Source organism: Pseudomonas sp. FP603 (genome assembly GCF_030687415.1).
Taxonomy (GTDB): domain Bacteria; phylum Pseudomonadota; class Gammaproteobacteria; order Pseudomonadales; family Pseudomonadaceae; genus Aquipseudomonas; species Aquipseudomonas wuhanensis.
This window is the reverse complement of the sequence record NZ_CP117431.1, coordinates 5,136,472-5,156,616: the sequence shown is the minus strand read 5'-3', so window position 1 is coordinate 5,156,616 and position 20,145 is coordinate 5,136,472. Positions and strand designations below refer to the sequence as shown.

Here is a 20,145-nt window from a genome sequence, read left to right as displayed (position 1 = left end):
AAAACGCTCCTTGCAGTAGCGGCTAGCCTTCGCCCACGGCGAACCCTTCAAATTGCATCTTTTTCAACACGTCTTGCCAGCGCGACAGTTTTTTCGAGTCGCTGCTACGTTCGCCACCCTTGGCTCCCGGCAAGTACAGGCCTTCGGCGTTGAAGGCGTACACCGGCAACAGGTCTTTGCGTTGGGAAGCGGGGCGGATCTCGCCGATCAAATTGTCCAGCACCAGCGGATCGGCCGTTGGGCTGCTGTAGAAGGTCAACACCATGTGCGCCTGGTTCTGGGTCAGGGCCTTGACGTAGGTGATGCGCAGTTTCTCGCTGGGAATTCCGAGGTGGCGCAAGCTGAAATATTTCGCCAAGGCGTAATCCTCACAGTCGCCTGCGGCTTTCATCAAGGATTCCACTGGTGTGGCCCAGTAATCGGTCTGACGCCAGATGCGCGTGTCGTCCTGAAAACTCAGTTGTTGATTGAAGAAGCGATTGACCGCGTTCAGTTGTTCGCGCTCAGGCTGGTTGAGTTCGCTTTGCAGCATTTGACTCCAGGCCTCGATCCGTCCCCGGGCCGGGCCAAGGGGGCCGTAGCGTTTTTCGGCCGTTTGCAGAATCTGAGCAAAGTCCCAGTCGGCCCAGACGCTGCCCAACCCTGCCAGCAGAAAATTCGTCAGCAGCAGCCATCCGCCGAACCGAAGTCGGAGCGTTGACCATCCTGGACTACGCGGACTGCGGGACATGTCTGGCTGCTCGGGGTGCAGATGTCTGAAGTCTAGGCGGTGTTTTCAGCGAGGGAGGGCAGGTCGTCGGAGGAAAGACATCGGCGGGTTGCTTTCTGTGGCGAGGGAGCTTGCTCCCGCTCGGCTGCGCAGCAGTCGCAAAACCAGTCAGTGCGGTGTGTCAGGAAAAGTTAGGTGGCTGGTTTTGGGGTCGCTTCGCAACCCAGCGGGAGCAAGCTCCCTCGCCACAAAAGCCCCCTGAGCCACAAACGGGGATCAGGGTTTATGCAGGGTTTTCTGCTTGAGGATGTATACCGTCACCAGCACTGCACTGGTCAGCATGAACCCCCGCGCCCACGGCAGGGGCACCAGGTAGCAGGAAAGCAGGATGCTCGTCCACATCAACCCGAGGGCGTAGACCTTGCCCTTGAGCGGAATACCGTTGCCACTCAGATAGTCACGAACCCACGGCCCAAGCCGTGGATGTTCCACCAGCCACTGATAGAAACGCGGCGAGCTGCGGGCGAAACAGGCGGCCGCCAGCAACAGGAACGGTGTAGTGGGCAGCACCGGCAGGAAAATCCCGATCACCCCCAGCGCTACGCTCAGCCAGCCGATGGCCAGCAGCACGTAGCGCAACATCAGGGGGCGGTTGCCTATGGGGTTGTCCATAGGCAAAACCTTAGTGGTGACGTGGCTTGAGAATCGCCGGTTTTTCGTCTGGCGCGTTGCACAGCAGGTACAGCGCGGTCAGGGCTTCCGGGATCTGCACGATCATGTCATCCATCAGGTTGGCGTCGGCCGCGATATCGGAGAACTCAGGCTGTTCGTCGAACAGGCCCGAACCGACCATGATCGGCAGCAGCATTTCGCTGACTTCGTCTTCGGCGGTTTCGAACCAGGCTGCTTCGCGCAGGAACACGCCTTCCATGAAACCGATGCACCAGCCGCGCAGGTCGGAATCGTCCGGGTCATCGCCCAGGTCGAGGTCGCACGGCAGCTCGAACTCTTCGTCGGACGCCAGTTGGCGGGCGATGTGCGCCTTGAGCAGCAGCAGGGTGGACTCGATCGCTTCACGCTCGGTGTCGTCGGCGTAATGCGGCTCTTCGGCGAACAAAGCGTCGATCCATTCACGGTCGGGAACGCTCTCGGAACAGATCGACAGCGCGGTGAGGTAGCCGTGGGCGGCCACGTAGTCCAGCGCCTCGTCATGCAGCTCGTCGGCGTCGAGGAAGACTTGCAGGCGGGTTAGTTGCTCAGCGAAGGACATTAAAGGGCTACCTTGGGGAATATACGATGCGGGAATTCTAGGCCTTCTTGAGCGCTCAGGCCAGCCGCGCGGCATATGTGATGGAATATGTGGTTGGGTTAATAGAAACCCACAAGGTCTGCATTGCATTGGCTTTTCATGTGTCTTCTCAGCGGCGCCCTTTGCAGGGGAGGGCTCGGGTATACTCGCGCGTTTTGTGATGCCCTGCTGGCGTCACGGCTGAAATGTGCAGCGTCATGCAATGCGCACTTACGATTTGTCGGTGCAGCTTTCATGATTCTGAACCAGCCTTGCAGGGATGTTTCGGTGATTTTTGGAGTTTTTATGCTCGAACAGGCTCAACGCGTCCTCAAGGACATCTTCGGCTACGACAGTTTCCGTGGCCGTCAGGGTGCAATCATTGAGCGCGTGGCCAGTGGCGGCGACGCCCTGGTGCTGATGCCTACCGGTGGCGGCAAATCCTTGTGCTTCCAGGTGCCGGCATTGCTGCGCGAGGGCCTGGCGGTGGTGGTGTCACCGCTGATCGCGCTGATGGACGATCAGGTCGCCACCCTCGAAGAGCTGGGCGTCGCCGCGGCGGCGTTGAACTCCACGTTGAGCGCTGAGCAACAGCGTGATCTGGCGGCGCGGATCAAGCGCGGCGAGGTGAAAATGCTCTACCTGGCGCCCGAGCGCCTGGTTCAGCCGCGCATGCTGGCCTTCCTGCAAAGCCTGGAAATTGCCCTGTTCGCCATCGACGAAGCGCATTGCGTGTCCCAGTGGGGCCACGACTTCCGTCGGGAATACCTGCAACTGGGCCAGTTGGCGGAATTGTTCCCCAACGTTCCGCGCATTGCCCTGACCGCCACCGCCGACAAGCGCACCCGCGAAGAAATCGTCGATCGCCTGCATTTGCAGGATGCCGAGCGCTTCCTGTCCAGTTTCGACCGCCCCAATATTTTCTATCGCATCGTGCCCAAGGAACAACCGCGCAAGCAGTTGCTGGCGTTCCTCACCGAGCGGCGCAGCGATGCCGGTATCGTTTACTGCCTGTCGCGCAAAAAGGTTGATGAAGTAGCGGTGTTCCTCAGCGAGCAAGGTTTCCCGGCGCTGCCGTACCACGCCGGTCTGCCCAACGACACCCGGGCTCACCACCAGAAGCGCTTCCTCAACGAGGAAGGGCTGATCATGGTAGCCACCGTGGCGTTCGGCATGGGCATCGACAAACCTAACGTACGTTTTGTCGCGCACCTCGATTTGCCGAAATCCCTTGAGGCCTACTACCAGGAAACCGGTCGCGGCGGTCGTGATGGCCTGCCGGCGGATGCCTGGATGGCGTACGGCCTGCAAGACGTGGTGATGCTCAAGCAGATGCTGCAAAACTCCGAAGGCGACGAGCGCCACAAGCGTCTGGAGCAGCACAAGCTCGACGCCATGCTCTCGCTCTGCGAAGAAACCCGCTGCCGCCGCCAGACCCTGCTTGCGTACTTCGACGAAGACATGCCCGAGCCCTGCGGCCACTGCGACAACTGCGTCGATGGCGTGCAGACCTGGGACGCCACCGAGCCGGCCCGTCAGGCACTGTCGGCGATTTACCGCACCGGCCAGCGTTATGGCGTCGGTCATCTGGTCGACGTATTGCTGGGCAAGGACAACGAAAAAGTTCGCAGCTTCGGTCATCAGCATTTGTCGGTATACGGCGTAGGCAAAGCGATGGGGGAGAGCGAATGGCGCTCCTTGTTCCGACAGCTTGTTGCCCGTGGTCTGGCAGACATCGACCTCGAAGGCTACGGCGGTCTGCGCCTGAGCGATACCTGTCGGCCGCTGCTCAAGGGCGAAGTGACCCTGGAACTGCGTCGCGACCTCAAGCCGCAAACCACCGCCAAAAGCAGCAAGAGCCAGGCCAGCCAACTGGTTCGCGGTGAAGAACGCGAACAGTGGGAAGCCTTGCGTGCCCTGCGTCGCAAATTGGCCGAGGAGCATGGCGTGCCGCCGTACGTCATCTTCCCCGACTCGACACTGTTGGAAATGCTCCGCAGCCAGCCGACCTCGCTGGCGGAAATGGCCACGGTCAGCGGTGTCGGCGCGCGCAAGCTGGAGCGTTACGGCGAAGCCTTCCTCGAAGTGCTCGGCGGTCAGGTCGAGGCGCCGAAAGTGGTGGCCGATGTGCGCCACGAGCTGATCACACTGGCCCGGGCCGGCATGACACCCCTGCAGATCGCCGGTCAGCTGCAATGCTCGGAAAAGAACGTCTACGCGATGCTCGCCGAGGCGATTGGCAAGCAGCAGTTGTCACTGGAACAGGCGCTGGATTTGCCTGAAGAGTTGATGGGCGAAGTCCAGGACGCTTTCCTCGACGGCGAAGGCGAGTTGCCGCCCGTGTCGGAGGTTGCCGCGCTGTTCGCAGGAAGAGTTCCGGAAGGTGTTTTGTATTGCGTTCGTGCCGCCCTTCAGTCGGAATTTGAAGTCTGAATGACCTGCGGCACAGATGTAACGATTCAGTACAGAGCAAACCTTGCCTATAGCCAAAGGTCATGCTTAGCTGACTAATAATTAGTTTTTCTCTATTTTCAGTCTAACCATGAGTGTTTTATGCCGTTAACCGATCAACACCGCTTTGGCATGCAGCTGGCCCAGATGTCTCGTGGCTGGCGTGCCGAACTGGACCGCCGACTGGCTGGCCTGGGTCTGTCCCAGGCGCGCTGGCTGGTGCTGCTGCACCTGGCACGCTTCGAGAATGCCCCCACCCAACGCGAACTGGCGCAAAGCGTCGGCGTCGAAGGGCCCACCCTGGCTCGATTGCTCGACAGCCTGGAAAGTCAGGGCCTGGTGCAGCGCCAATCCGTGCTGGAAGACCGTCGGGCGAAAAAAATCGTTCTTTGTGCCCCGGCCCGGCCCTTGATCGAACAAATTGAAACCATTGCCACGCAATTGCGCCACGAACTGTTCAATGGCGTCGATGAGGCGGATTTGAAGGTCTGCATGCGAGTCCACGGGCACATCCTGGCCAACCTGGAAAAATCTTGAGGCACAACCACGCGCCGGACTTTTGAGATACCCCGTTGGGCAGACTATAAAGAACTACTAGGCAATATCGTGTTCGTACCGGATGTGCGAATACGTACAGGTTGGTTCTGGTTATCTAAGGGATGCTCATGCTCGAGAGTTGGCACGTTGTATTGCGGTGTTGCGCCAGGCTGCTGTTGGTCGGTGGTGCTGTCACTTACTCGGCATTGGCCCCTGCGCTCGGGTTGGGTGAGATCACCCAGCATTCGGCGTTGAATCAGCCGTTCAATGCCGACATCGCCCTGGTGGACGCCGGCGGTCTGGGGGAGGGCGAGCTATCGGTCAGCCTGGCAACGGCGGACGAGTTCAGCCGCGCTGGCGTCGAGCGGGTGTTCTTCCTCAATGACCTGAAGTTCACACCGATCCTGCGAGGCAACCGTAGCCTGATCCGGGTAACCTCCAACAAACCGGTCAATGAACCCTTCCTGAATTTTCTGGTGCAGCTCAATCAGCCCAACGGGCGTTTGCTGCGCGAATACACAGTGCTGATCGATCCGCCGGGTTCGCCGGGAATTGTTCCCGTCAACGACGAACCCACGCCGCGCCCTCAATCTTCCGCGTTCCCGTCCGTCGAACCGGCTGTTGCACCGCCACCGGCTGTGAAAGGGGCGACGCCCAAGCCTGATGTCGATAAACCAGCTACCGCACCTTCCAATGATGCTGTTGCCGAACAACTGGCCGCCAGCGTGCTGCAGAATCAACAGTTGCAAAAGACCATCGATGAACTCAATGCGAAGCTTCAGGGGCAGGACGAGCAGATCGCCGGTCAGAAAAAGCAGGTGATCGAGCTGCAAACCCAATTGGCGGAAGTCAAACAGGCATCGTTAGAGCCGGTCGTGCCCCAGGTGACGGCACCGGTGCCCGTTGTAGTAGAGGAGTCTGAACCGACTCCGTGGCTGCTGATCATCGGGTTGCTGGCAGTGGTGGCGTTGGTATTGCTCGGCGTATTCATTCGTCGTCAACGACAGCAGGTTCAGGCTCAGGTCCAGTCCGAGCCGTTACCCGTGCTGCCGTCGCGTCATGAACCGGTGCTCAACCGTACCGCAGAACCGATCAGGCCGGCGTCCCAGCCGCAACCGCTAGCCGGATCGGCCGAAGAAACTCCTGCAGGCGACGTGCTGGAAGGGGTGGGTATCTATCTGGCGTATGGGCGTTTTTCCGAGGCGGCCGGTTTGTTGCGAGACGCGTTGGTCAGGGAACCCCAGCGCACCGATCTGGCCGTGCAACTGTTGGAAGTCCTCGGTAAACAGGGCGACGTGCAAGCTTACGACACGCAGGAAAGTAGCCTGCGAGACGCCGGGTTCGATGCACAGCAACTTCAGGACATCCGCGCCCGCCATCCGAAACTGCTCAGCGCCGCACCGGTGGTCGCCGCCGTGGCAGTGGCGCCACCCATGCCTGCAATCCCTGAAGCGGCACCGAGCGATGAGTTCCAGTTGAACCTCGATGACCTGTCGATGGATTCGAACTGGGACCTGATCAGCCCCTTTGAAAGCTCACCGTCCAGCGCCAAACCGTCGAATGAGCCAACGCAGGTAGACGACCCCGGCTTCACTTCGAATCTGCATGTATTGCCCGATGTTTTCGAAATGCCCGAGGAGCCGACGCTGGACGAGCCCGAGCTTGAATGGATCGCCGAGCCTGACGCTCAATCTCTGGACGAGACCTTTCTCAACGAATTCAGCGATCCTCTCCAGCCACTGGAGCTTGAGCCGCTGAATGCTGAATTGATGGATCTTGAGCCGGCGGGGCCGAGCAGCGCGGGCAAACTCGAACAGGCCCAGACCTGCATCGACGACGGCGATCTGGACAGCGCCATCGAGCTGCTTAACGAGTTACTCAAGGACGGCGACGAACCGCTCAAGGAGACGGCCCGGACTCTGTTGGCCGGTATCCGATAGGGAAGTTTTGAAGATCCAATGTGGGAGCGGGCTTGCTCGCGAAAGCGTCATAACATTCAACCTCTTTGGTGATTGTCAGTCCGCTTTCGCGAGCAAGCCCGCTCCCACATTTTTATAGAGGATACCTGTAGAGGTGTTCGCTTTAGAACGTCTGCCCCAGGTTCAGATAAACCGCCTGTTCATCCGCATCGTTAATGCCGTAACTGAAGTTCAGCGGTCCCAGCGGCGTGTCGAAACCGATGAACACACTGGCCGCATTGATGTAGCCGCTGTCGAATTCATTGTCGTTGTTCCACGCCCGGCCACGCTCCAGCGAGCCTCCGATGTACAGGGGGAAGTCCAGCGCCAGGTACGAGCGCGGTGTCAGGCGGCGGTAGTAAACCCCGCGCATCAGGCTGACGTTTTGTCCGGAGATCGCATCCTCGCGAAAGCCCGACAACTGCCGCGCACCGCCGAGCAGGAAACTGGAAGTGACCACGTTGGCCTCATCCAGCGTGCGTCCGTAACGCCCGCCAAGGATAAAGGTGTCCGGGCCGCTACTCAGGGCCTTGTCCAGTTTGAACTCCCATTGGCGATAGCGTTTGTCCGAACCCAAGCCCGGTTCGAACTGACGGAATGACAGGCCGATATCCTGGCCTTCATGAGGGAAATAGACATTGTCCAGCGAGTCGAACGAGTACTTCAGTTCATAGAAACCCTCGTTGAAGTTTTCACTCGGTAAATCCTGATCGCCGATGCGCACGTCAGCCTTGCCCCAGGCCTCACCGACACCGAAGCGCACTTCGCCGCTATTGCCGATTTGCCGGCCGACGTTCAGGCCCAAACCGTAGCGTTCGACGCGGTATTGGGCGATTGGATCGTTGTCCAGGATCGCTTCGACGTTCTGCGCTTCGAATGCCGCATAAGGCGCGATGAAGTAGCGCGAGCCGACATCCAGCGGCTGATAGAACTCAGTGTAAAGTTCCTGCTTGTCACCGAGCTGCGCCCGGGTCAGCCATTCGGCACCGAGGCGATTGATGCCGTTGACCCGGTAACTGGCGCCCAGGTTGAAAGCGCTGTCGCCGCGCATGTCGTCCGACAGGTTCAAACCCACCCGCAGATAATCGGTGCCGCTGCGTTTGCCGCGGGCGCTGATCACCAGGGTGTGATCGGCGCCCTTATGGACGACGCGGTATTGCACCTGCTCGAAGTAATCGAGGCCGTACAGGGTGCCCATGTCGGTTTGCAGACGGCCCAGGTCCAGCGGTTCGCCAATGTGCTGGCGAATGTAGTAGCGGATTACGTCATCGCCGACCTTCGAGTCGTTTTCCACTTTGATCGCGGTGATGATGGGGGTGCGTTGGCTCGGCGCCCGGGCGGCGGTCAGTTCGGCGTCCAGCGGTTGTACAGGTTTGAGCCGCGCCAGACGCGCGTCGAGAATTCGGGTTGCGCGGTAGCCAGCGTCGATCATTTCCTGGGCTTTACCGAAATCGGTAACGCCGAAACTCGCCAGCGGTGGCTGGATCAATACGTCGTCTTTGTGCAGGGCGGCCAGTTGTTCCTCGGAGTTGCGCCGGGTCATCAGGGTGATCGACTGGTTCAACACATCGACCACGGTGGTCAGTTGTTTGCGATTGCGCAGTGGTGTGCCGATGTCGACCACGATAGCGATATCGACGCCCATCTCCCGCGCCACGTCCAATGGGATGTTGTCGGTCATGCCGCCGTCCACCAGCAAGCGGCCGTTGAGCTCGACCGGTGCGAACACCGCCGGGATCGACATGCTGGCGCGAATCACCTGAGGCAGGTGGCCCTTGCGGAACACCACTTTTTCGCCGCTGGCGATGTCCGTTGCCACCGCTCGAAAGGGGATTGGCAATTTGTCGAAGTCGCGGGTATCGCTGGTGTGGGCCAGCAGGCTTTCCAGCAACAGCGCCAGGTTCTGGCCCTGAATCACCCCAAGCGGCAGACCGAGGCTGCCGTCGTCGCGGAAGCTGAGTTTCTGTTTGACGAGGAAATCCCGATCATCCTGCTTGCGCCGGAAGGGCACATCTTCCCGAGGAGGAGCGTCGGACAGTGCCTGCTGCCAGTCGATGCCGAGGGCGAGTTTTTCCAGCTCATCGATCTGATAGCCCGAGGCATACAGGCCGCCGACGACCGCGCCCATGCTGGTGCCGGCAATCGCATCAATCTTAATGCCTTGTTCTTCCAGTGCCTTGAGCACACCAATGTGCGCCAGGCCACGGGCAGCACCACCGGACAGCACCAGACCGATTTTCGGTCGGGGGGCTTCAGTGGCTTGCACGATCAAGGGGAAGAGGCACAGCAACAGGCAGGACAGCAAACGGCGCATCATGGATCTCGGGGCAAGCGATAAAGGCGGCTATTATAGCGACGCCCTCTGGCACAGGAGTTTTGCCAATCATGACCGCACGTAAACCGGAAATCGTCATCACCTATTGCACGCAATGCCAATGGCTGTTGCGCGCCGCCTGGCTGGCCCAGGAACTGCTCAGCACCTTCGGCGACGACCTGGGCAAAGTGTCTCTGGTGCCTGGCACCGGCGGGGTTTTTCACATTTTCTGTGACGATGTGCAGCTCTGGGAGCGCAAGGCCGACGGTGGTTTTCCCGAGGCCAAGGTGCTCAAGCAGCGGGTCCGCGATCAGATCGATCCGGACCGCGACCTGGGCCACAACGACCGCACTCAGTGAGACGGGGCTTGCGCCGCCACGGCGTTCTTGCTTGAACTGCCGGACAACCGGCTCGAGACTACGATGGCCACGATGATCAGCGCACCGCCGATCAGCATGCGCAGCGTCGGGTTTTCATCGAACAGCAGCCAGGCCAGGGTGATACCGTAAACCGGCTCCAGAGCAAACACCACTGACGCAGTCCGGGCTTTGATCACCGCCAGGCTGGCGACGAACAGGCTGTGGGCGACGCCGGTGCAGAACACCCCGAGCAGGCCGATCCACAGCCAGTCGATGGCGCGCACTTCGCTCAACTGCGGCACCGCCACCGGCAGCAGGCAGATCGCAACCACCACGTTCTGACACAGTGCAGCCTGCACCGGCGGAATTCGTCCGGAGCTGGCGCGGTTGGTCAGGGACAGCAGCGCGAACAGCAAGCCGGAAGCTACCGCCCACAACAGGCCGGCGGTGGCGCCGCTGGCCAGATCGAAATCCGGCGTGACCAGTACCAATCCGACGCTGACCAGTACCACCAGCAGGATTTCGTTGGCGCGGATGCGCTCGCGGAAGATCAGCCCTTCGAGGATCACGGTAAACGCCGGAAAACTGGCAAAACCCAAGGTCGCGATCGCCACCCCGGCCACCTTCACCGCGATGAAGAAACTCACCCAGTGCCCGGTCAGCAGCAAACCGCTGAGCAGCAGGCGACGCAGGTCCACGGCGTTGAGTTTCTGCCAGCGGGTATTGCTGGCGAACCGTGCGAAAAATGCCAGGGCGAGGACGGCAAACGCGGCACGGCCGAACACGATGATGGCCGGCGAGGCAGCGGCGAGTTTGCCGAATACGCCAGTCAGGCCGAACATCAGTGCACCGATATGCAGAGCGCCAAGGGCGGTACGGGGAGTCATTGCAATCCTTAACGACAAACGAACAAATGTCCTACATTGAACCGTGCTGAGCCGGTTATGTCTGTCGCCAGACTCGCGTCATTTGTCGCCAGCCTCGCGGCGCAATTTACCGGGTGAGGCGCCAAACTCACGCAGTACCGCTGCGGCGAAAGCGCTCTGCGAGCTGTAGCCGACCCGACAGGCGATCTCGCCAATGGGCAGCGCTGAATCGCGCAACAGGCTCACGGCAATGTGCAGCCGACGACTGCGAATGTAGTCCATCGGCGTCTGCCCGCATTCCGTCACGAACCGTGCATGCAATCGAGCGCTGGACAGCCCGGCAATGCGCGCCAGATCGGCGACTTGCAGTGGATAGGCCGCGTATTGATCGATGTGCGCATTCAGCGCCGCATAAGGCAGACGTCGACCGCCCACACTGTCGGGTTTGGCGTTGTTCAGGCTGGCCAGCAACAGCACCGCGCCTTGCTGGGCGATCAGCGGATCACTGATCTGGCTGCCCGCCAGCCAACTCACCAGTTGGCTTTGCCCGGCGTCCAGCGACAGACGCCCGGCGTTGTCGAGCAAGCGGCGGCTGGCTTCGGCGTGATCGCCAAGGGACTGCGAAACCCACTGGTCGCTCGGCACATCCAGCACCAGGCAACGACTGCCATGGGCGCTGTCGCAGGCATGATGCGCGCCCGACGGCACCACCACGAAACTCTGCTGCACCACCTGACTGCCATGCCCCTCGACCTCGAAGTCCAGCGCGCCCGACAGCCCGAACACCAGTTGCGCGTGGTCGTGGCTGTGGACGATCAGGTCGTGGGTGTACTGGCGTAGCGTGAGGATCGGTCTCATCGCAGGTCTCATGGCGATTTTGATGAGTGAGGCGCCAGTCTACACCGAGGGCACGCATGCGCGCGTTGTCACAGGACTGACTTGCGATTGTCATGGGCAATTAACCCGACCGGCGCAAGCTTGCCAAAACTTGTCCTGAGGGTTGCCCATGACCAGCGCCGAGCTCGCCAAACCCAGCCGTAAGCAACGTGTGCGGACCTTATGGATTTCCGATGTGCATCTGGGCACTCGGGACTGCCAGGCCGAACACCTGTCGCAGTTTCTCAAGGGCTACCACACCGACAAGATCTACCTGGTCGGCGACATCATCGACGGTTGGAAACTGCGCAGCGGTATGTATTGGCCGCAAGCGCACACCAATGTGATTCGTCGCCTGCTGACCATGAGCAAGCGCGGCACCGAAGTGATCTACGTCACCGGCAACCATGACGAATTCCTGCGCCGTTATTCCAAGCTGATACTGGGCAATATCCAACTGGTGGACGAAGCCGTGCACGTGACCGCCGATGGCCGTCATTTGCTGGTTATTCACGGCGACCAGTTCGACGTGATCACCCGTTACCATCGCTGGCTGGCGTTTCTCGGCGATTCGGCCTACGAATTCACCCTGACGCTCAACCGTTGGCTCAACCATTGGCGTGCCCGTTATGGCTACGGCTACTGGTCGCTGTCGGCGTACCTCAAGCACAAGGTCAAGACCGCCGTCAGTTTCATCAGCGATTTTGAAGAAGCCATCGCCCACGAATGCGTCAAACGCGAGTTGCACGGTGTGGTGTGCGGGCACATTCACCATGCCGAGATTCGCAAGGTCGGCGGGGTGGATTACCTCAATTGCGGGGATTGGGTGGAGTCATGCACGGCGCTGATCGAGCATTGGGATGGGTCGATCGAGCTGTATCGGTTGGCCGATGCCCAGGCGCGGGAGGCGGAGTTGAAGGCGGTGAAGGTCACGGAGCCGGCTTAAAAATCAGGATATTGCCCGCGATGGACCGCGAAGCGGTCTCCTGAGACCTATCAGGCTGGCGCGTGTTCTTCCATCGCCGCCTTGTAAATCGAATTCTTCGGCTGCGCAAACAAGCGCTCCACCATCGGTTCGAAGAAGCTCAGCGGCAGCGTGTCGTACGCCGGATCAAACGCCGCCGCATCGTACCGGGCACAAAACTCGATGGTCGCCTGATACTGCGGATGACCACTGAATTGCTCGCGCAAATGCCGGTCCATGCCCAGGTGATGAAAGAAGTAATAGCCCTGGAAAATTCCATGCTTCTCCACCATCCACAGGTTCTCGGCGCTGACGAACGGCTTGAGGATCGCCGCGGCGATGTCCGGGTGATTGTAGGAGCCCAATGTGTCGCCGATGTCATGGAGCAGGGCGCAGACCACGTACTCTTCGTCGCGACCATCGCGCCAGGCGCGGCTGGCGGTTTGCAGGGAGTGAGTCAGGCGATCCACCGGGAAACCGCCGAAATCCCCCTCCAGTAACTTCAGGTGCGCCACGATCCGTTTGGGCAATTGCCGGGCATAGGCGCTGAAATCCGCGGCGATGATCGCCCAGTCTTCCTGCGTGCCGTCCTGCATGTGAGTGAAACGGGCGTGGGCATTCATCGGCTATCCTCTTGTTCTGACGGAAAGGGATGTTTCGAGTGTAGGGCTTGGATTTAGCACCGCACTGGCCGCACAGGACGCTTTTGTGGCCAATGGAGCCTAGAACGGCACGCGACCCAGAATCATGTCGCGGTACATGACGAAATCGCCGAGCAGGCTGTAAAGAGGATGCTGAAAGGTGGCAGGGCGATTCTTCTCGAAGAAGAAATGCCCGACCCAGGCGAAGCTGTAACCGGCCAGCGGCAGGGCCAGCAACATCCACCACGCGCCGTTGCCGATGGTCAGCACCAGAATGAAAATAACCAGGGAGGTGCCGACAAAGTGCAATCGTCGGCAAGTGCTGTTGCGGTGTTCGCTGAGGTAATACGGGTAAAACTCAGCGAAGCTATTGAAACGCTTGATGTTTTCCACGACTGCGATCTCTGTGGTTGCTGTGCACGCGACAAGTAGTGCTGCGGGTAGCTTATTTAAGTCTAGAGTGATCATTGGTATCAGCCAGTGACAATAGGCGCCACTTTAGTATCCTTGGGTATTGGGTCGTGGCATGCGGCCATTACGTAGTAAACGCCATGAGCGAACGAACGACTTCTGCAAGCTGGGCGATGGGGATTGTCAAAGCACTGGAAATGGACGGCCTGGATTGCCGGGTTCTGTTCAGGCAGCTAGGGCTCGACTATGCGGCACTGGATGATCCGGATGCGCGCTTCCCGCAAGATTCCATGACGCGGCTCTGGCAGCGCGCGGTCGAGTTGTCCGGCAACCCGGCGATTGGCCTGAACATGGGCAAGGTGGTGCGACCGGCGTCCTTCCATGTCGCCGGTTATGCCTTGATGTCCAGCCAGACCCTGGCTGAAGGCTTTCAACGTCTGGTGCGTTATCAGCGAATCATCGCCGAAAGTGCCGACTTGAGTTTCCGATTGCTGGATGAGGGTTATGCGCTGATTCTGACGGTCCATGGCGATCACCTGCCGCCGACCCGACAGAGTGCCGAAGCATCATTGGCCTGCGCCCTGGCACTCTGCGGCTGGCTGACCGGTCGCACGTTCCAGCCGCGCAAGGTTTTGCTGCAAGGTGATGAGCCCGTTGATCTTGAACCTTATAAACAAGCCTTCCATGCCCCGTTGATGTTCAACGCGCCGTATGACGCCTTGATCTTCGAGCGCGCCGACATGGAGGCGCCGCTGCCCACCGCCAACGAGGCCATGGCGCGGTTGCACGACCGGTTTGCCGGCGAATACCTGGCGCGGTTTTCCGAGACCCGCGTGACCCACAAGGCGCGGCAGGTGTTATGCCGTCTGCTGCCCCAGGGCGAACCCAAGCGCGATGCGGTGGCCCAGACACTGCACTTGTCGCAACGCACCTTGCAGCGTCGCTTGCAGGAAGAGGGCACGAGTTTTCAAACGTTGCTGGACGACACCCGACGTGAACTGGCCGAGCAATACCTGGCGCAACCGAACATGACCCTGCTGGAAATTGCCTACCTGCTGGGGTTTGCCGATCCGAGCAATTTCTTCCGCGCCTTCCGACGCTGGTTCGATTCCACCCCCGGCGAATACCGGACGCGGCTGATGGAAGCACCCTTGCCGATTAATGACGCCAGAACGCCGGGATACACAGAACAAACACCGTAATGATCTCCAGCCGGCCCAGCAGCATGCCGAACGAGAGAATCCACTTCGCGGCATCCGGCAGGCTGGCGAAGTTACCCGCCGGGCCAATCGTTTCGCCTAGCCCCGGGCCTACGCCAGACACCGTGGCGGCCGCGCCGGTAAGCGCTGTCATCCAGTCCACGCCCAGTAGCGACAGCAGCAGTGCGATGACGCAAATGGTGATGGCGAAGAAGAACGAAAAGGTCAGGATCGAGCGCACGATCTCTTCGTCGAGACGGTGGCCGTTGTACTTCTGCTTGATCACCGCGCGCGGGTGAATCAACTGGTTAAGGTTGGCCTTGAGCAGAATGTAGGCAACCTGGAAGCGGAAAATCTTGATCCCGCCCGCGGTCGAACCCGAGCAGCCGCCAACAAATCCCAGATAAAAGAACAGCATCAGCGAGAAGTTGCCCCAGAGGCTGTAGTCCCCCAGCGCAAAACCAGTGGTGGTCACCACCGATGTCACGTTCAGTGCCACATGCCGCAGGGCCTCCAGCCAATGCAACTGAGTGGTCCACCAGTACCAGGTGCCGAGCACCAACCAGGTCACCAGCAACATGCCGAGCAAGCCTTGAACCTGTTCATCCTTGATCAAGGCCCGACGGTTACCGCGCAGGGTCGCTACGTACAGGGTGAACGGCAGGGCACCGAGAATCATGATGACAATCGCAACCCAATGCACCGCAGGCTCCGGCCACTTGGCCAGAGACTGGTCGGAAGTCGAGAAACCACCGGTGGAAATCGCTGACATCGCGTGATTGATTGCATCGAACGGGCTCATCCCGGCCCACCAGAACGCCAGGCTGCCGAAAATGGTGATGCCGACGTAGGCCGCAACGATCAAACGCGCCACCATGTGCGAACGGGGCATGACCTTTTCGGAACGGTCCGACGACTCGGTCTGAAACAGCCGCATGCCACCGATGCGCAGCAGTGGCAGAATCGCTACCGCCATGCCGATAAAGCCGATGCCGCCGATCCAGTGCAGCAATGAGCGCCACATCAGGATGCCGGGAGACATGTTGTCCAGGCCTGTGAGCACCGTCGCACCGGTGGCGGTGATGCCGGACATGCTTTCGAAGAACGAGTCGGTGTAGGTGATGTGTTGGGTCAGCAAGAATGGCAGGGCGGCGAAGATGCACACCACCAGCCAGCTGCTGACGGTCAGCAGGTACATGTCGCGCGGGCGCAGATGGATGTGCTCGGGGCGCCCGGGTATCACCAGGGCCAGGCCGGCGACAAAGGTAATCATGCTGGCCCAGAGGAACGATGGCAGGTCGCTGGTGCGTTCGAAGATCACCAGGGTGGCCATGGGCACGACCATAGCGATGGCCAGCGTGATCAGGAAGATGCCGATGATGAAACCAATGATCCGTAAGGTCGGCAACGCCATGAAGTCCGCTCGGGCTGATAGTGGGAAGGGCGCCATTCTACCTGTGGGGCAGGGCATGTAAACCGACGCCGTCGCGACAGTTGACGCTAGAATAGCCAAACATTTTCTACAGGAGGTGGCCGATGCAGGCTCTCGACGCTTTGCTCAACCGTGTTTCCGTCCCACGACTGCTCGATCCGGCGCCCACTGCCGAGCAACGGGAAGTGCTGTTTGCCGCCGCGATGCGCGCGCCAGACCATGGCCACTTGCAGCCTTGGCGCTTCCTGACAGTCGAAGGCGCGGCACGCGAGCAAATGGGTGAGTTGCTGGCCGAAGCGGCGAAGCTGCAAGACAGTGATGTGTCCGAAGCCTTGCTGGACAAGGCGCGCAACGGCCCGTTGCGTGCGCCGCTGGTGGTTGTGGTGATTGCGCGTTTGCAGGAGCACGACAAGTATCCCAAGTCCGAGCAACTGTTGGCGGCAGGCTGTGCGGCTCACGGGATTTTACTGGCGGCCTATGCGCAAGGCATTGGCGCGGTGTGGCGCACCGGTGAGCTGGCGTATTCGGCGCATGTGGCCAAAGGCTTGGGGCTGGCGGAAGGGGAAGAGGTGATTGCGTTTCTTTACCTTGGCACGCCGCAGAAAGAGCCGCGTGTTGCGGAGAAGGTTGATCTGGCCGAATTCGTCAGCGCCTGGCCCGGTAAGGCCTGAAGGCGTAGATTCAATGTGGGAGCAACTGTCTTGATGTCTTTTATTTTGAAGTTTGATCAAAGGGCAGCCGAACTTCCACAGTCTCAAACCATGTGATTTCCCAAATGAGCAAGCAGTCTGTTTAGGCTGCCTGCTCTCTCCACTCAGTTTGGTCACGGATCATCGCGTTCAGCCTTATCAACAACACCCGCATGCAGGCGATCAGCGCCACTTTCGCGCATTTACCTCTCAGGCGAAGCGCGTCATATCGGGCTTTGAACTCGGGTTGTCGCAAAATCACAGCCCAACTGGCCATGTACATCGCACGTCGCACGGCAAATCGGCCACCGCTTATATGACGAGGCCCTTCGTGGTTGCCGCTGTCGTCGTTGTAAGGGGCGATCCCTGCCAGTGCTGCGATCTCGTGCCGTCCAACCTCTCCCAGCTCAGGCAGGTAGGCCATGATGCTGGCTGCGGTCACGAGCCCTAGTCCCTTAACCGAGCGCAAGCGGGCAATTTTTTCACTGTCCAGGTCTTTGGCGCTTTGGCAGATCAGCTGTTCTATCGACTTTATTGCCTGATCTAAATAGTCGATATGGCTTTGCAACAAGGGTTTTATCGAGTCGACAGAAGCCGTTTTGATACGCCGCCTGTCGTCACTTTGCTGCTGAACAAAGTTTTCGCGTTGCTGTACCAGCGCACGCAAATTGTCCTGTTCGGCGCTGGTGATACGGCTATCGGCGTCCTTTATAATCGTTGCAAATTCGGCGAGAAGCCGCGCATCTATCGCGTCTGTTTTAGCGCGATAACCCATTGCCTTGGCAAAATCTTTCGCCCGACGAGGATTGATTCGTAAGACGTCAAAGCCGCCCCTTTGAAGCACCTTCATGGGCCCCCGCTCGTAGCCACCGGTGGCTTCCAGTAACACGCGGGTGACTTCGAAGCCTTTTAACCAATCAATCAGCACCGGGAAACCACTGGCGCTGTTCGGAAAACTCGCACCAATGCCTTGCGAATTAATCCAGACTTCCAGACTGTCTTTGGAAACATCAATGCCTGCGCAGGAAAACATGGCTAAACCCTCTTACACTCATAAATGAGAGCGCTCTGGTTGGGCTCCACGCTTGTAATGTTCGAGGTCGGCTCGTTCAACTGTTCGGGCTCAATAACCAGAGTGGAGAGGTGAATGGCAGCATGGGCTCCCACACGTGCTGCTAGCACTCCGGGCGTTCAGCTTGCCACTCACCGCTCTCATCTTCAGTCTAAGTCCTGCGCAAGACACAAGCGGGCTTGCTCGCGAAAGCGGTGTGTCAGGCAACGATGATGTCGACTGACACTCCGTCTTCGCGAGCAAGCCCGCTCCCACAGGGTTCAGGGTTGAACCACCGCCCCCGGCACCAGCGGCAGTTCCAGGCTGGCAACAAACCCGCCCTCCGGGTGATTGGCCAGCACCAGACTGCCGCCATGTCGCTCCGCCGCACGCCGCGCAATGGCCAGCCCCAGGCCATGCCCGGCCGCTGTCTGCCCCGGCGCCCGATAGAAGGGTTCAGCCAACTGAGTCAAATGCTCGGCCTCTACCCCGGGGCCGTGATCACGCACGCTGACTACAATCCTGTCGCCCTGACGCAACGCCTGCATTTCGATCGGCTGCCCGACCGGGTTAAAGCGCTGGGCATTGCGCAGCAGGTTGTCCACGGCGCGCTCGATCATGGTCGGCCAGCCTTTGAGGTTCAGTTGCGGCTCGGCCTCAAGGCGTACGTTCTGCTCGGGCGAGCCCAGCTGCGCATCTTTTTGCAGGGTATTGAGCAGCGCGTTGAGATCCACGTCTTCAGCACTGGCGTTGTCGGCATCGACGCGCGCCAGTACCAGGATTTCGCTGATCAGCGCTTCCAGTCGATCGCATTCACGGGTCAGGCGTGGCCAGAGCTTTTCCCGCTCCTCAGAGTTGGCCCGCTCGGCCAGCGCCAACGCTATGCGCAGTCGGGCCAAGGGTGAGCGTAATTCGTGAGACACGTCCCGCAGCAATTGCCGCTGGCTGCCGATCAGGCTTTGCAGGCGAGCGCCCATGCGGTTGAAGTCGTTGGCCAGCACGCCGAACTCATCGCGGCGGTTGGCCAGCTGCGCCAGGCTGTTTTGTTGATACGTCGTCTGCCCCAAGTCATGCACGGCGCTTCGTAAACGGCTCAGTGGTCGCGTGATGGAAAAGGTCACCAGCAAGCTGAACAGAGTCAACACCACCAGCGCGATGCCCAGTGCACTCAACGGCCAGAGCAGGCTTTCGCGGTGCCAGGCGTCCAGTTCCGGGTGCGGAACGCGATAGATCAGCAGATAGGTGTCGCCTGTCTTGGCGCTGGTGTATTCATCGGTCAGACGCCGCCATGGCAGGCGTCGATCGTCATTGTTCTGCCGGGCTTCGAAGGCCGCCGCCCGCCGGGGGAAGGTGCCGCGTACCACCGGGTCACCCGCCTCGTTGAGCACTTGAACGTTGATGTGATACTGACGCTTGCGCTGTTCCAGAATGTCCTGGGCGGCTTCTTCACCCTGGCTTTCGTAGGTTTGTGTCCACTGTTCGGCCAACGTGTTAAGGCCCGGGTGGCGGCTGAGAATCCACGCATCCTGGTTGAGCATGTGCCCGAGCAGAATGGAAAGCCCTGCAACCAGAGCGATAGCCAGCCAGAAGCTGGCCAGGATACGCCAGAACAATGAGCGCACAGAAAATCCTCGAACAAACGCAATCCATGTGGCAAAAGACCCAACGGGGTTTAGCCGTTGGGTCCGGGGTTAGCGCATTATTGCGCTTTTTGCGCTTGCTGCGCTTTCCAGGCCTTGAACTCGGCCCATTCGGCGCGGCGCTCAGCCTTTTTCTTCTGGATCTCGTCGAATTGCTTCTGTTGATCCGGCTTCAGCAGTGCGCGAACGTCGGCTTCGGCTTTCTTGTGCTTGGCCTCCATCTCGTCTTTCAGGGCTTTCTGGTCGGCTGGCGAGAGTTTTTCCAGGTACTTGTCGACCAGTTGCTGACGCTCATGCATCTGCTCGCCCATGATCTTGCGGATTTGCTCGCGCTGTTCGCGGCTCAGGTCCAGCTGGCTGTAAGGGCCTTTACCGTGCATGCCGTGCATCTGACCGCCGTGGCGCGAGCCGTCCATGTGGTCACCCATCGGGCCTGCGCCTTCAGGCATGGCCATGGCAACGGTCGGCAGGGCGGCAGCAAACATCAAAGCGATAAGAGTCTTGCGCATGGTGTATCTCCTTGTCTCATTCCCGGTACGTTCCGGATGTGTGCAGATTACGGAGATCAAGGTCAGCGGCGGTCAGCGGAGCGTAAAGCTTGGGTAAAGATGATTTCGTGGCGTCCTTACACATTTTGCTGGCAGTGAACTGTGGCGAGGGAGGTTGCTCCCGTCGGGCTGCGAAGCGGCCCCAAAAAAAGGCCTGCTGCGCAGTCCAACGGGAGCAAGCTCCCTCGCCACAGGTTGCGCTTATCCAGTTC

General features: G+C 59.9%; 19 protein-coding genes. 7 read left to right on the top strand and 12 right to left on the bottom strand.

Going from position 1 to position 20,145, the window contains the following annotated elements:
• Positions 1 to 22: 22 nt before the first annotated feature.
• From lapG to PSH65_RS23815, 3 genes are all read right to left on the bottom strand, one after another.
• Positions 23 to 730, bottom strand: a complete 708-nt coding sequence (lapG, locus tag PSH65_RS23825) for a cysteine protease LapG (RefSeq protein WP_305422733.1) — start codon at positions 728 to 730, stop codon at positions 23 to 25.
• A 255-nt stretch (positions 731 to 985) separates the two neighbouring features.
• Complete coding sequence (locus tag PSH65_RS23820) at positions 986 to 1,381, bottom strand: YbaN family protein (RefSeq protein ID WP_305422731.1); 396 nt, start codon at positions 1,379 to 1,381, stop codon at positions 986 to 988.
• Positions 1,382 to 1,391: 10 nt separating this feature from the next.
• On the bottom strand, positions 1,392 to 1,979 hold the full coding sequence (locus tag PSH65_RS23815; protein ID WP_007895005.1) for a YecA family protein: 588 nt from the start codon (positions 1,977 to 1,979) through the stop codon (positions 1,392 to 1,394).
• Between the two features lie 324 nt (positions 1,980 to 2,303).
• Here PSH65_RS23815 and recQ point away from each other — a divergent pair, with 324 nt between their 5' ends.
• The 3 genes from recQ (at position 2,304) to PSH65_RS23800 (ending at position 6,925) form a co-directional block, all read left to right on the top strand.
• Complete coding sequence (recQ, locus tag PSH65_RS23810) at positions 2,304 to 4,430, top strand: DNA helicase RecQ (RefSeq protein WP_305422729.1); 2,127 nt, start codon at positions 2,304 to 2,306, stop codon at positions 4,428 to 4,430.
• A 120-nt stretch (positions 4,431 to 4,550) separates the two neighbouring features.
• Positions 4,551 to 4,985: a MarR family transcriptional regulator gene (locus tag PSH65_RS23805; protein WP_305422727.1), complete on the top strand. Its 435-nt coding sequence runs from the start codon at positions 4,551 to 4,553 to the stop codon at positions 4,983 to 4,985.
• Positions 4,986 to 5,113: 128 nt separating this feature from the next.
• Positions 5,114 to 6,925, top strand: a complete 1,812-nt coding sequence (locus PSH65_RS23800) for a FimV/HubP family polar landmark protein (protein WP_305422726.1) — start codon at positions 5,114 to 5,116, stop codon at positions 6,923 to 6,925.
• A 142-nt stretch (positions 6,926 to 7,067) separates the two neighbouring features.
• Here PSH65_RS23800 and PSH65_RS23795 read toward each other — a convergent pair whose 3' ends face one another.
• A complete protein-coding gene (locus PSH65_RS23795; protein ID WP_305427042.1) occupies positions 7,068 to 9,257 on the bottom strand; it encodes a patatin-like phospholipase family protein in 2,190 nt (729 codons plus the stop codon).
• Positions 9,258 to 9,328: 71 nt separating this feature from the next.
• On the opposite strand from PSH65_RS23795, the gene PSH65_RS23790 reads away from it, so the two are divergent.
• Complete coding sequence (locus PSH65_RS23790; RefSeq protein WP_007895010.1) at positions 9,329 to 9,616, top strand: SelT/SelW/SelH family protein; 288 nt, start codon at positions 9,329 to 9,331, stop codon at positions 9,614 to 9,616.
• On the opposite strand, the gene PSH65_RS23785 is transcribed toward PSH65_RS23790, so the two are convergent.
• Together PSH65_RS23785 and PSH65_RS23780 are read right to left on the bottom strand one after the other, a co-directional pair.
• Entirely contained in the window at positions 9,610 to 10,503 is an 894-nt protein-coding gene (locus PSH65_RS23785; RefSeq protein ID WP_305422725.1) for a DMT family transporter, read from the bottom strand. The genes PSH65_RS23790 and PSH65_RS23785 overlap by 7 nt on opposite strands.
• Before the next feature lie 78 nt (positions 10,504 to 10,581).
• The gene (locus PSH65_RS23780; RefSeq protein WP_305422723.1) at positions 10,582 to 11,340 is read right to left on the bottom strand and encodes an AraC family transcriptional regulator; all 759 of its coding nucleotides are present in this window, start codon (positions 11,338 to 11,340) and stop codon (positions 10,582 to 10,584) included.
• Positions 11,341 to 11,488: 148 nt separating this feature from the next.
• On the opposite strand from PSH65_RS23780, the gene PSH65_RS23775 reads away from it, so the two are divergent.
• The gene (locus tag PSH65_RS23775; RefSeq protein ID WP_305422722.1) at positions 11,489 to 12,304 is read left to right on the top strand and encodes a UDP-2,3-diacylglucosamine diphosphatase; all 816 of its coding nucleotides are present in this window, start codon (positions 11,489 to 11,491) and stop codon (positions 12,302 to 12,304) included.
• 50 nt (positions 12,305 to 12,354) lie between these two features.
• Here PSH65_RS23775 and PSH65_RS23770 read toward each other — a convergent pair whose 3' ends face one another.
• A complete protein-coding gene (locus PSH65_RS23770; RefSeq protein WP_305422721.1) occupies positions 12,355 to 12,945 on the bottom strand; it encodes an HD domain-containing protein in 591 nt (196 codons plus the stop codon).
• Between the two features lie 99 nt (positions 12,946 to 13,044).
• Positions 13,045 to 13,356, bottom strand: coding sequence for a DUF962 domain-containing protein (locus PSH65_RS23765; protein ID WP_305422720.1), 312 nt, complete (start codon positions 13,354 to 13,356; stop codon positions 13,045 to 13,047).
• Between the two features lie 158 nt (positions 13,357 to 13,514).
• Between PSH65_RS23765 and PSH65_RS23760 the strand changes: the two genes are divergently transcribed.
• Positions 13,515 to 14,576, top strand: coding sequence for an AraC family transcriptional regulator (locus tag PSH65_RS23760; RefSeq protein WP_305422719.1), 1,062 nt, complete (start codon positions 13,515 to 13,517; stop codon positions 14,574 to 14,576).
• Here PSH65_RS23760 and PSH65_RS23755 read toward each other — a convergent pair.
• Positions 14,533 to 15,987, bottom strand: coding sequence for a TrkH family potassium uptake protein (locus tag PSH65_RS23755; protein ID WP_305422717.1), 1,455 nt, complete (start codon positions 15,985 to 15,987; stop codon positions 14,533 to 14,535). The genes PSH65_RS23760 and PSH65_RS23755 overlap by 44 nt on opposite strands.
• Positions 15,988 to 16,109: 122 nt before the next feature.
• On the opposite strand from PSH65_RS23755, the gene PSH65_RS23750 reads away from it, so the two are divergent.
• Positions 16,110 to 16,676, top strand: a complete 567-nt coding sequence (locus PSH65_RS23750) for an NAD(P)H nitroreductase (protein WP_305422715.1) — start codon at positions 16,110 to 16,112, stop codon at positions 16,674 to 16,676.
• A 121-nt stretch (positions 16,677 to 16,797) separates the two neighbouring features.
• Here PSH65_RS23750 and PSH65_RS23745 read toward each other — a convergent pair whose 3' ends face one another.
• The 3 genes from PSH65_RS23745 to PSH65_RS23735 form a co-directional block, all read right to left on the bottom strand.
• A complete protein-coding gene (locus tag PSH65_RS23745; RefSeq protein ID WP_305421584.1) occupies positions 16,798 to 17,727 on the bottom strand; it encodes a transposase in 930 nt (309 codons plus the stop codon).
• A gap of 299 nt (positions 17,728 to 18,026) precedes the next feature.
• Positions 18,027 to 19,367, bottom strand: coding sequence for a HAMP domain-containing sensor histidine kinase (locus PSH65_RS23740; RefSeq protein WP_305422713.1), 1,341 nt, complete (start codon positions 19,365 to 19,367; stop codon positions 18,027 to 18,029).
• Between the two features lie 77 nt (positions 19,368 to 19,444).
• Positions 19,445 to 19,894 (bottom strand): Spy/CpxP family protein refolding chaperone, encoded by a 450-nt coding sequence (locus tag PSH65_RS23735; protein WP_305422711.1) that lies wholly within the window; start codon positions 19,892 to 19,894, stop codon positions 19,445 to 19,447.
• Positions 19,895 to 20,145: the final 251 nt, after the last annotated feature.

Excerpts from the sequence above, each read along its gene's own strand:
- PSH65_RS23755 (WP_305422717.1), bottom strand. The coding sequence starts at position 15,987 with ATGGCGTTGCCGACCTTACGGATCATTGGTTTCATCATCGGCATCTTC.
- PSH65_RS23735 (WP_305422711.1), bottom strand. The coding sequence starts at position 19,894 with ATGCGCAAGACTCTTATCGCTTTGATGTTTGCTGCCGCCCTGCCGACC.
- PSH65_RS23800 (WP_305422726.1), top strand. The coding sequence starts at position 5,114 with ATGCTCGAGAGTTGGCACGTTGTATTGCGGTGTTGCGCCAGGCTGCTG.
- PSH65_RS23770 (WP_305422721.1), bottom strand. The coding sequence starts at position 12,945 with ATGAATGCCCACGCCCGTTTCACTCACATGCAGGACGGCACGCAGGAA.
- PSH65_RS23750 (WP_305422715.1), top strand. The coding sequence starts at position 16,110 with ATGCAGGCTCTCGACGCTTTGCTCAACCGTGTTTCCGTCCCACGACTG.
- PSH65_RS23815 (WP_007895005.1), bottom strand. The coding sequence starts at position 1,979 with ATGTCCTTCGCTGAGCAACTAACCCGCCTGCAAGTCTTCCTCGACGCC.
- PSH65_RS23805 (WP_305422727.1), top strand. The coding sequence starts at position 4,551 with ATGCCGTTAACCGATCAACACCGCTTTGGCATGCAGCTGGCCCAGATG.
- PSH65_RS23785 (WP_305422725.1), bottom strand. The coding sequence starts at position 10,503 with ATGACTCCCCGTACCGCCCTTGGCGCTCTGCATATCGGTGCACTGATG.
- PSH65_RS23790 (WP_007895010.1), top strand. The coding sequence starts at position 9,329 with ATGACCGCACGTAAACCGGAAATCGTCATCACCTATTGCACGCAATGC.
- recQ (WP_305422729.1), top strand. The coding sequence starts at position 2,304 with ATGCTCGAACAGGCTCAACGCGTCCTCAAGGACATCTTCGGCTACGAC.
- PSH65_RS23795 (WP_305427042.1), bottom strand. The coding sequence starts at position 9,257 with ATGCGCCGTTTGCTGTCCTGCCTGTTGCTGTGCCTCTTCCCCTTGATC.
- PSH65_RS23760 (WP_305422719.1), top strand. The coding sequence starts at position 13,515 with ATGAGCGAACGAACGACTTCTGCAAGCTGGGCGATGGGGATTGTCAAA.
- lapG (WP_305422733.1), bottom strand. The coding sequence starts at position 730 with ATGTCCCGCAGTCCGCGTAGTCCAGGATGGTCAACGCTCCGACTTCGG.
- PSH65_RS23775 (WP_305422722.1), top strand. The coding sequence starts at position 11,489 with ATGACCAGCGCCGAGCTCGCCAAACCCAGCCGTAAGCAACGTGTGCGG.
- PSH65_RS23745 (WP_305421584.1), bottom strand. The coding sequence starts at position 17,727 with ATGTTTTCCTGCGCAGGCATTGATGTTTCCAAAGACAGTCTGGAAGTC.
- PSH65_RS23780 (WP_305422723.1), bottom strand. The coding sequence starts at position 11,340 with ATGAGACCGATCCTCACGCTACGCCAGTACACCCACGACCTGATCGTC.
- PSH65_RS23820 (WP_305422731.1), bottom strand. The coding sequence starts at position 1,381 with ATGGACAACCCCATAGGCAACCGCCCCCTGATGTTGCGCTACGTGCTG.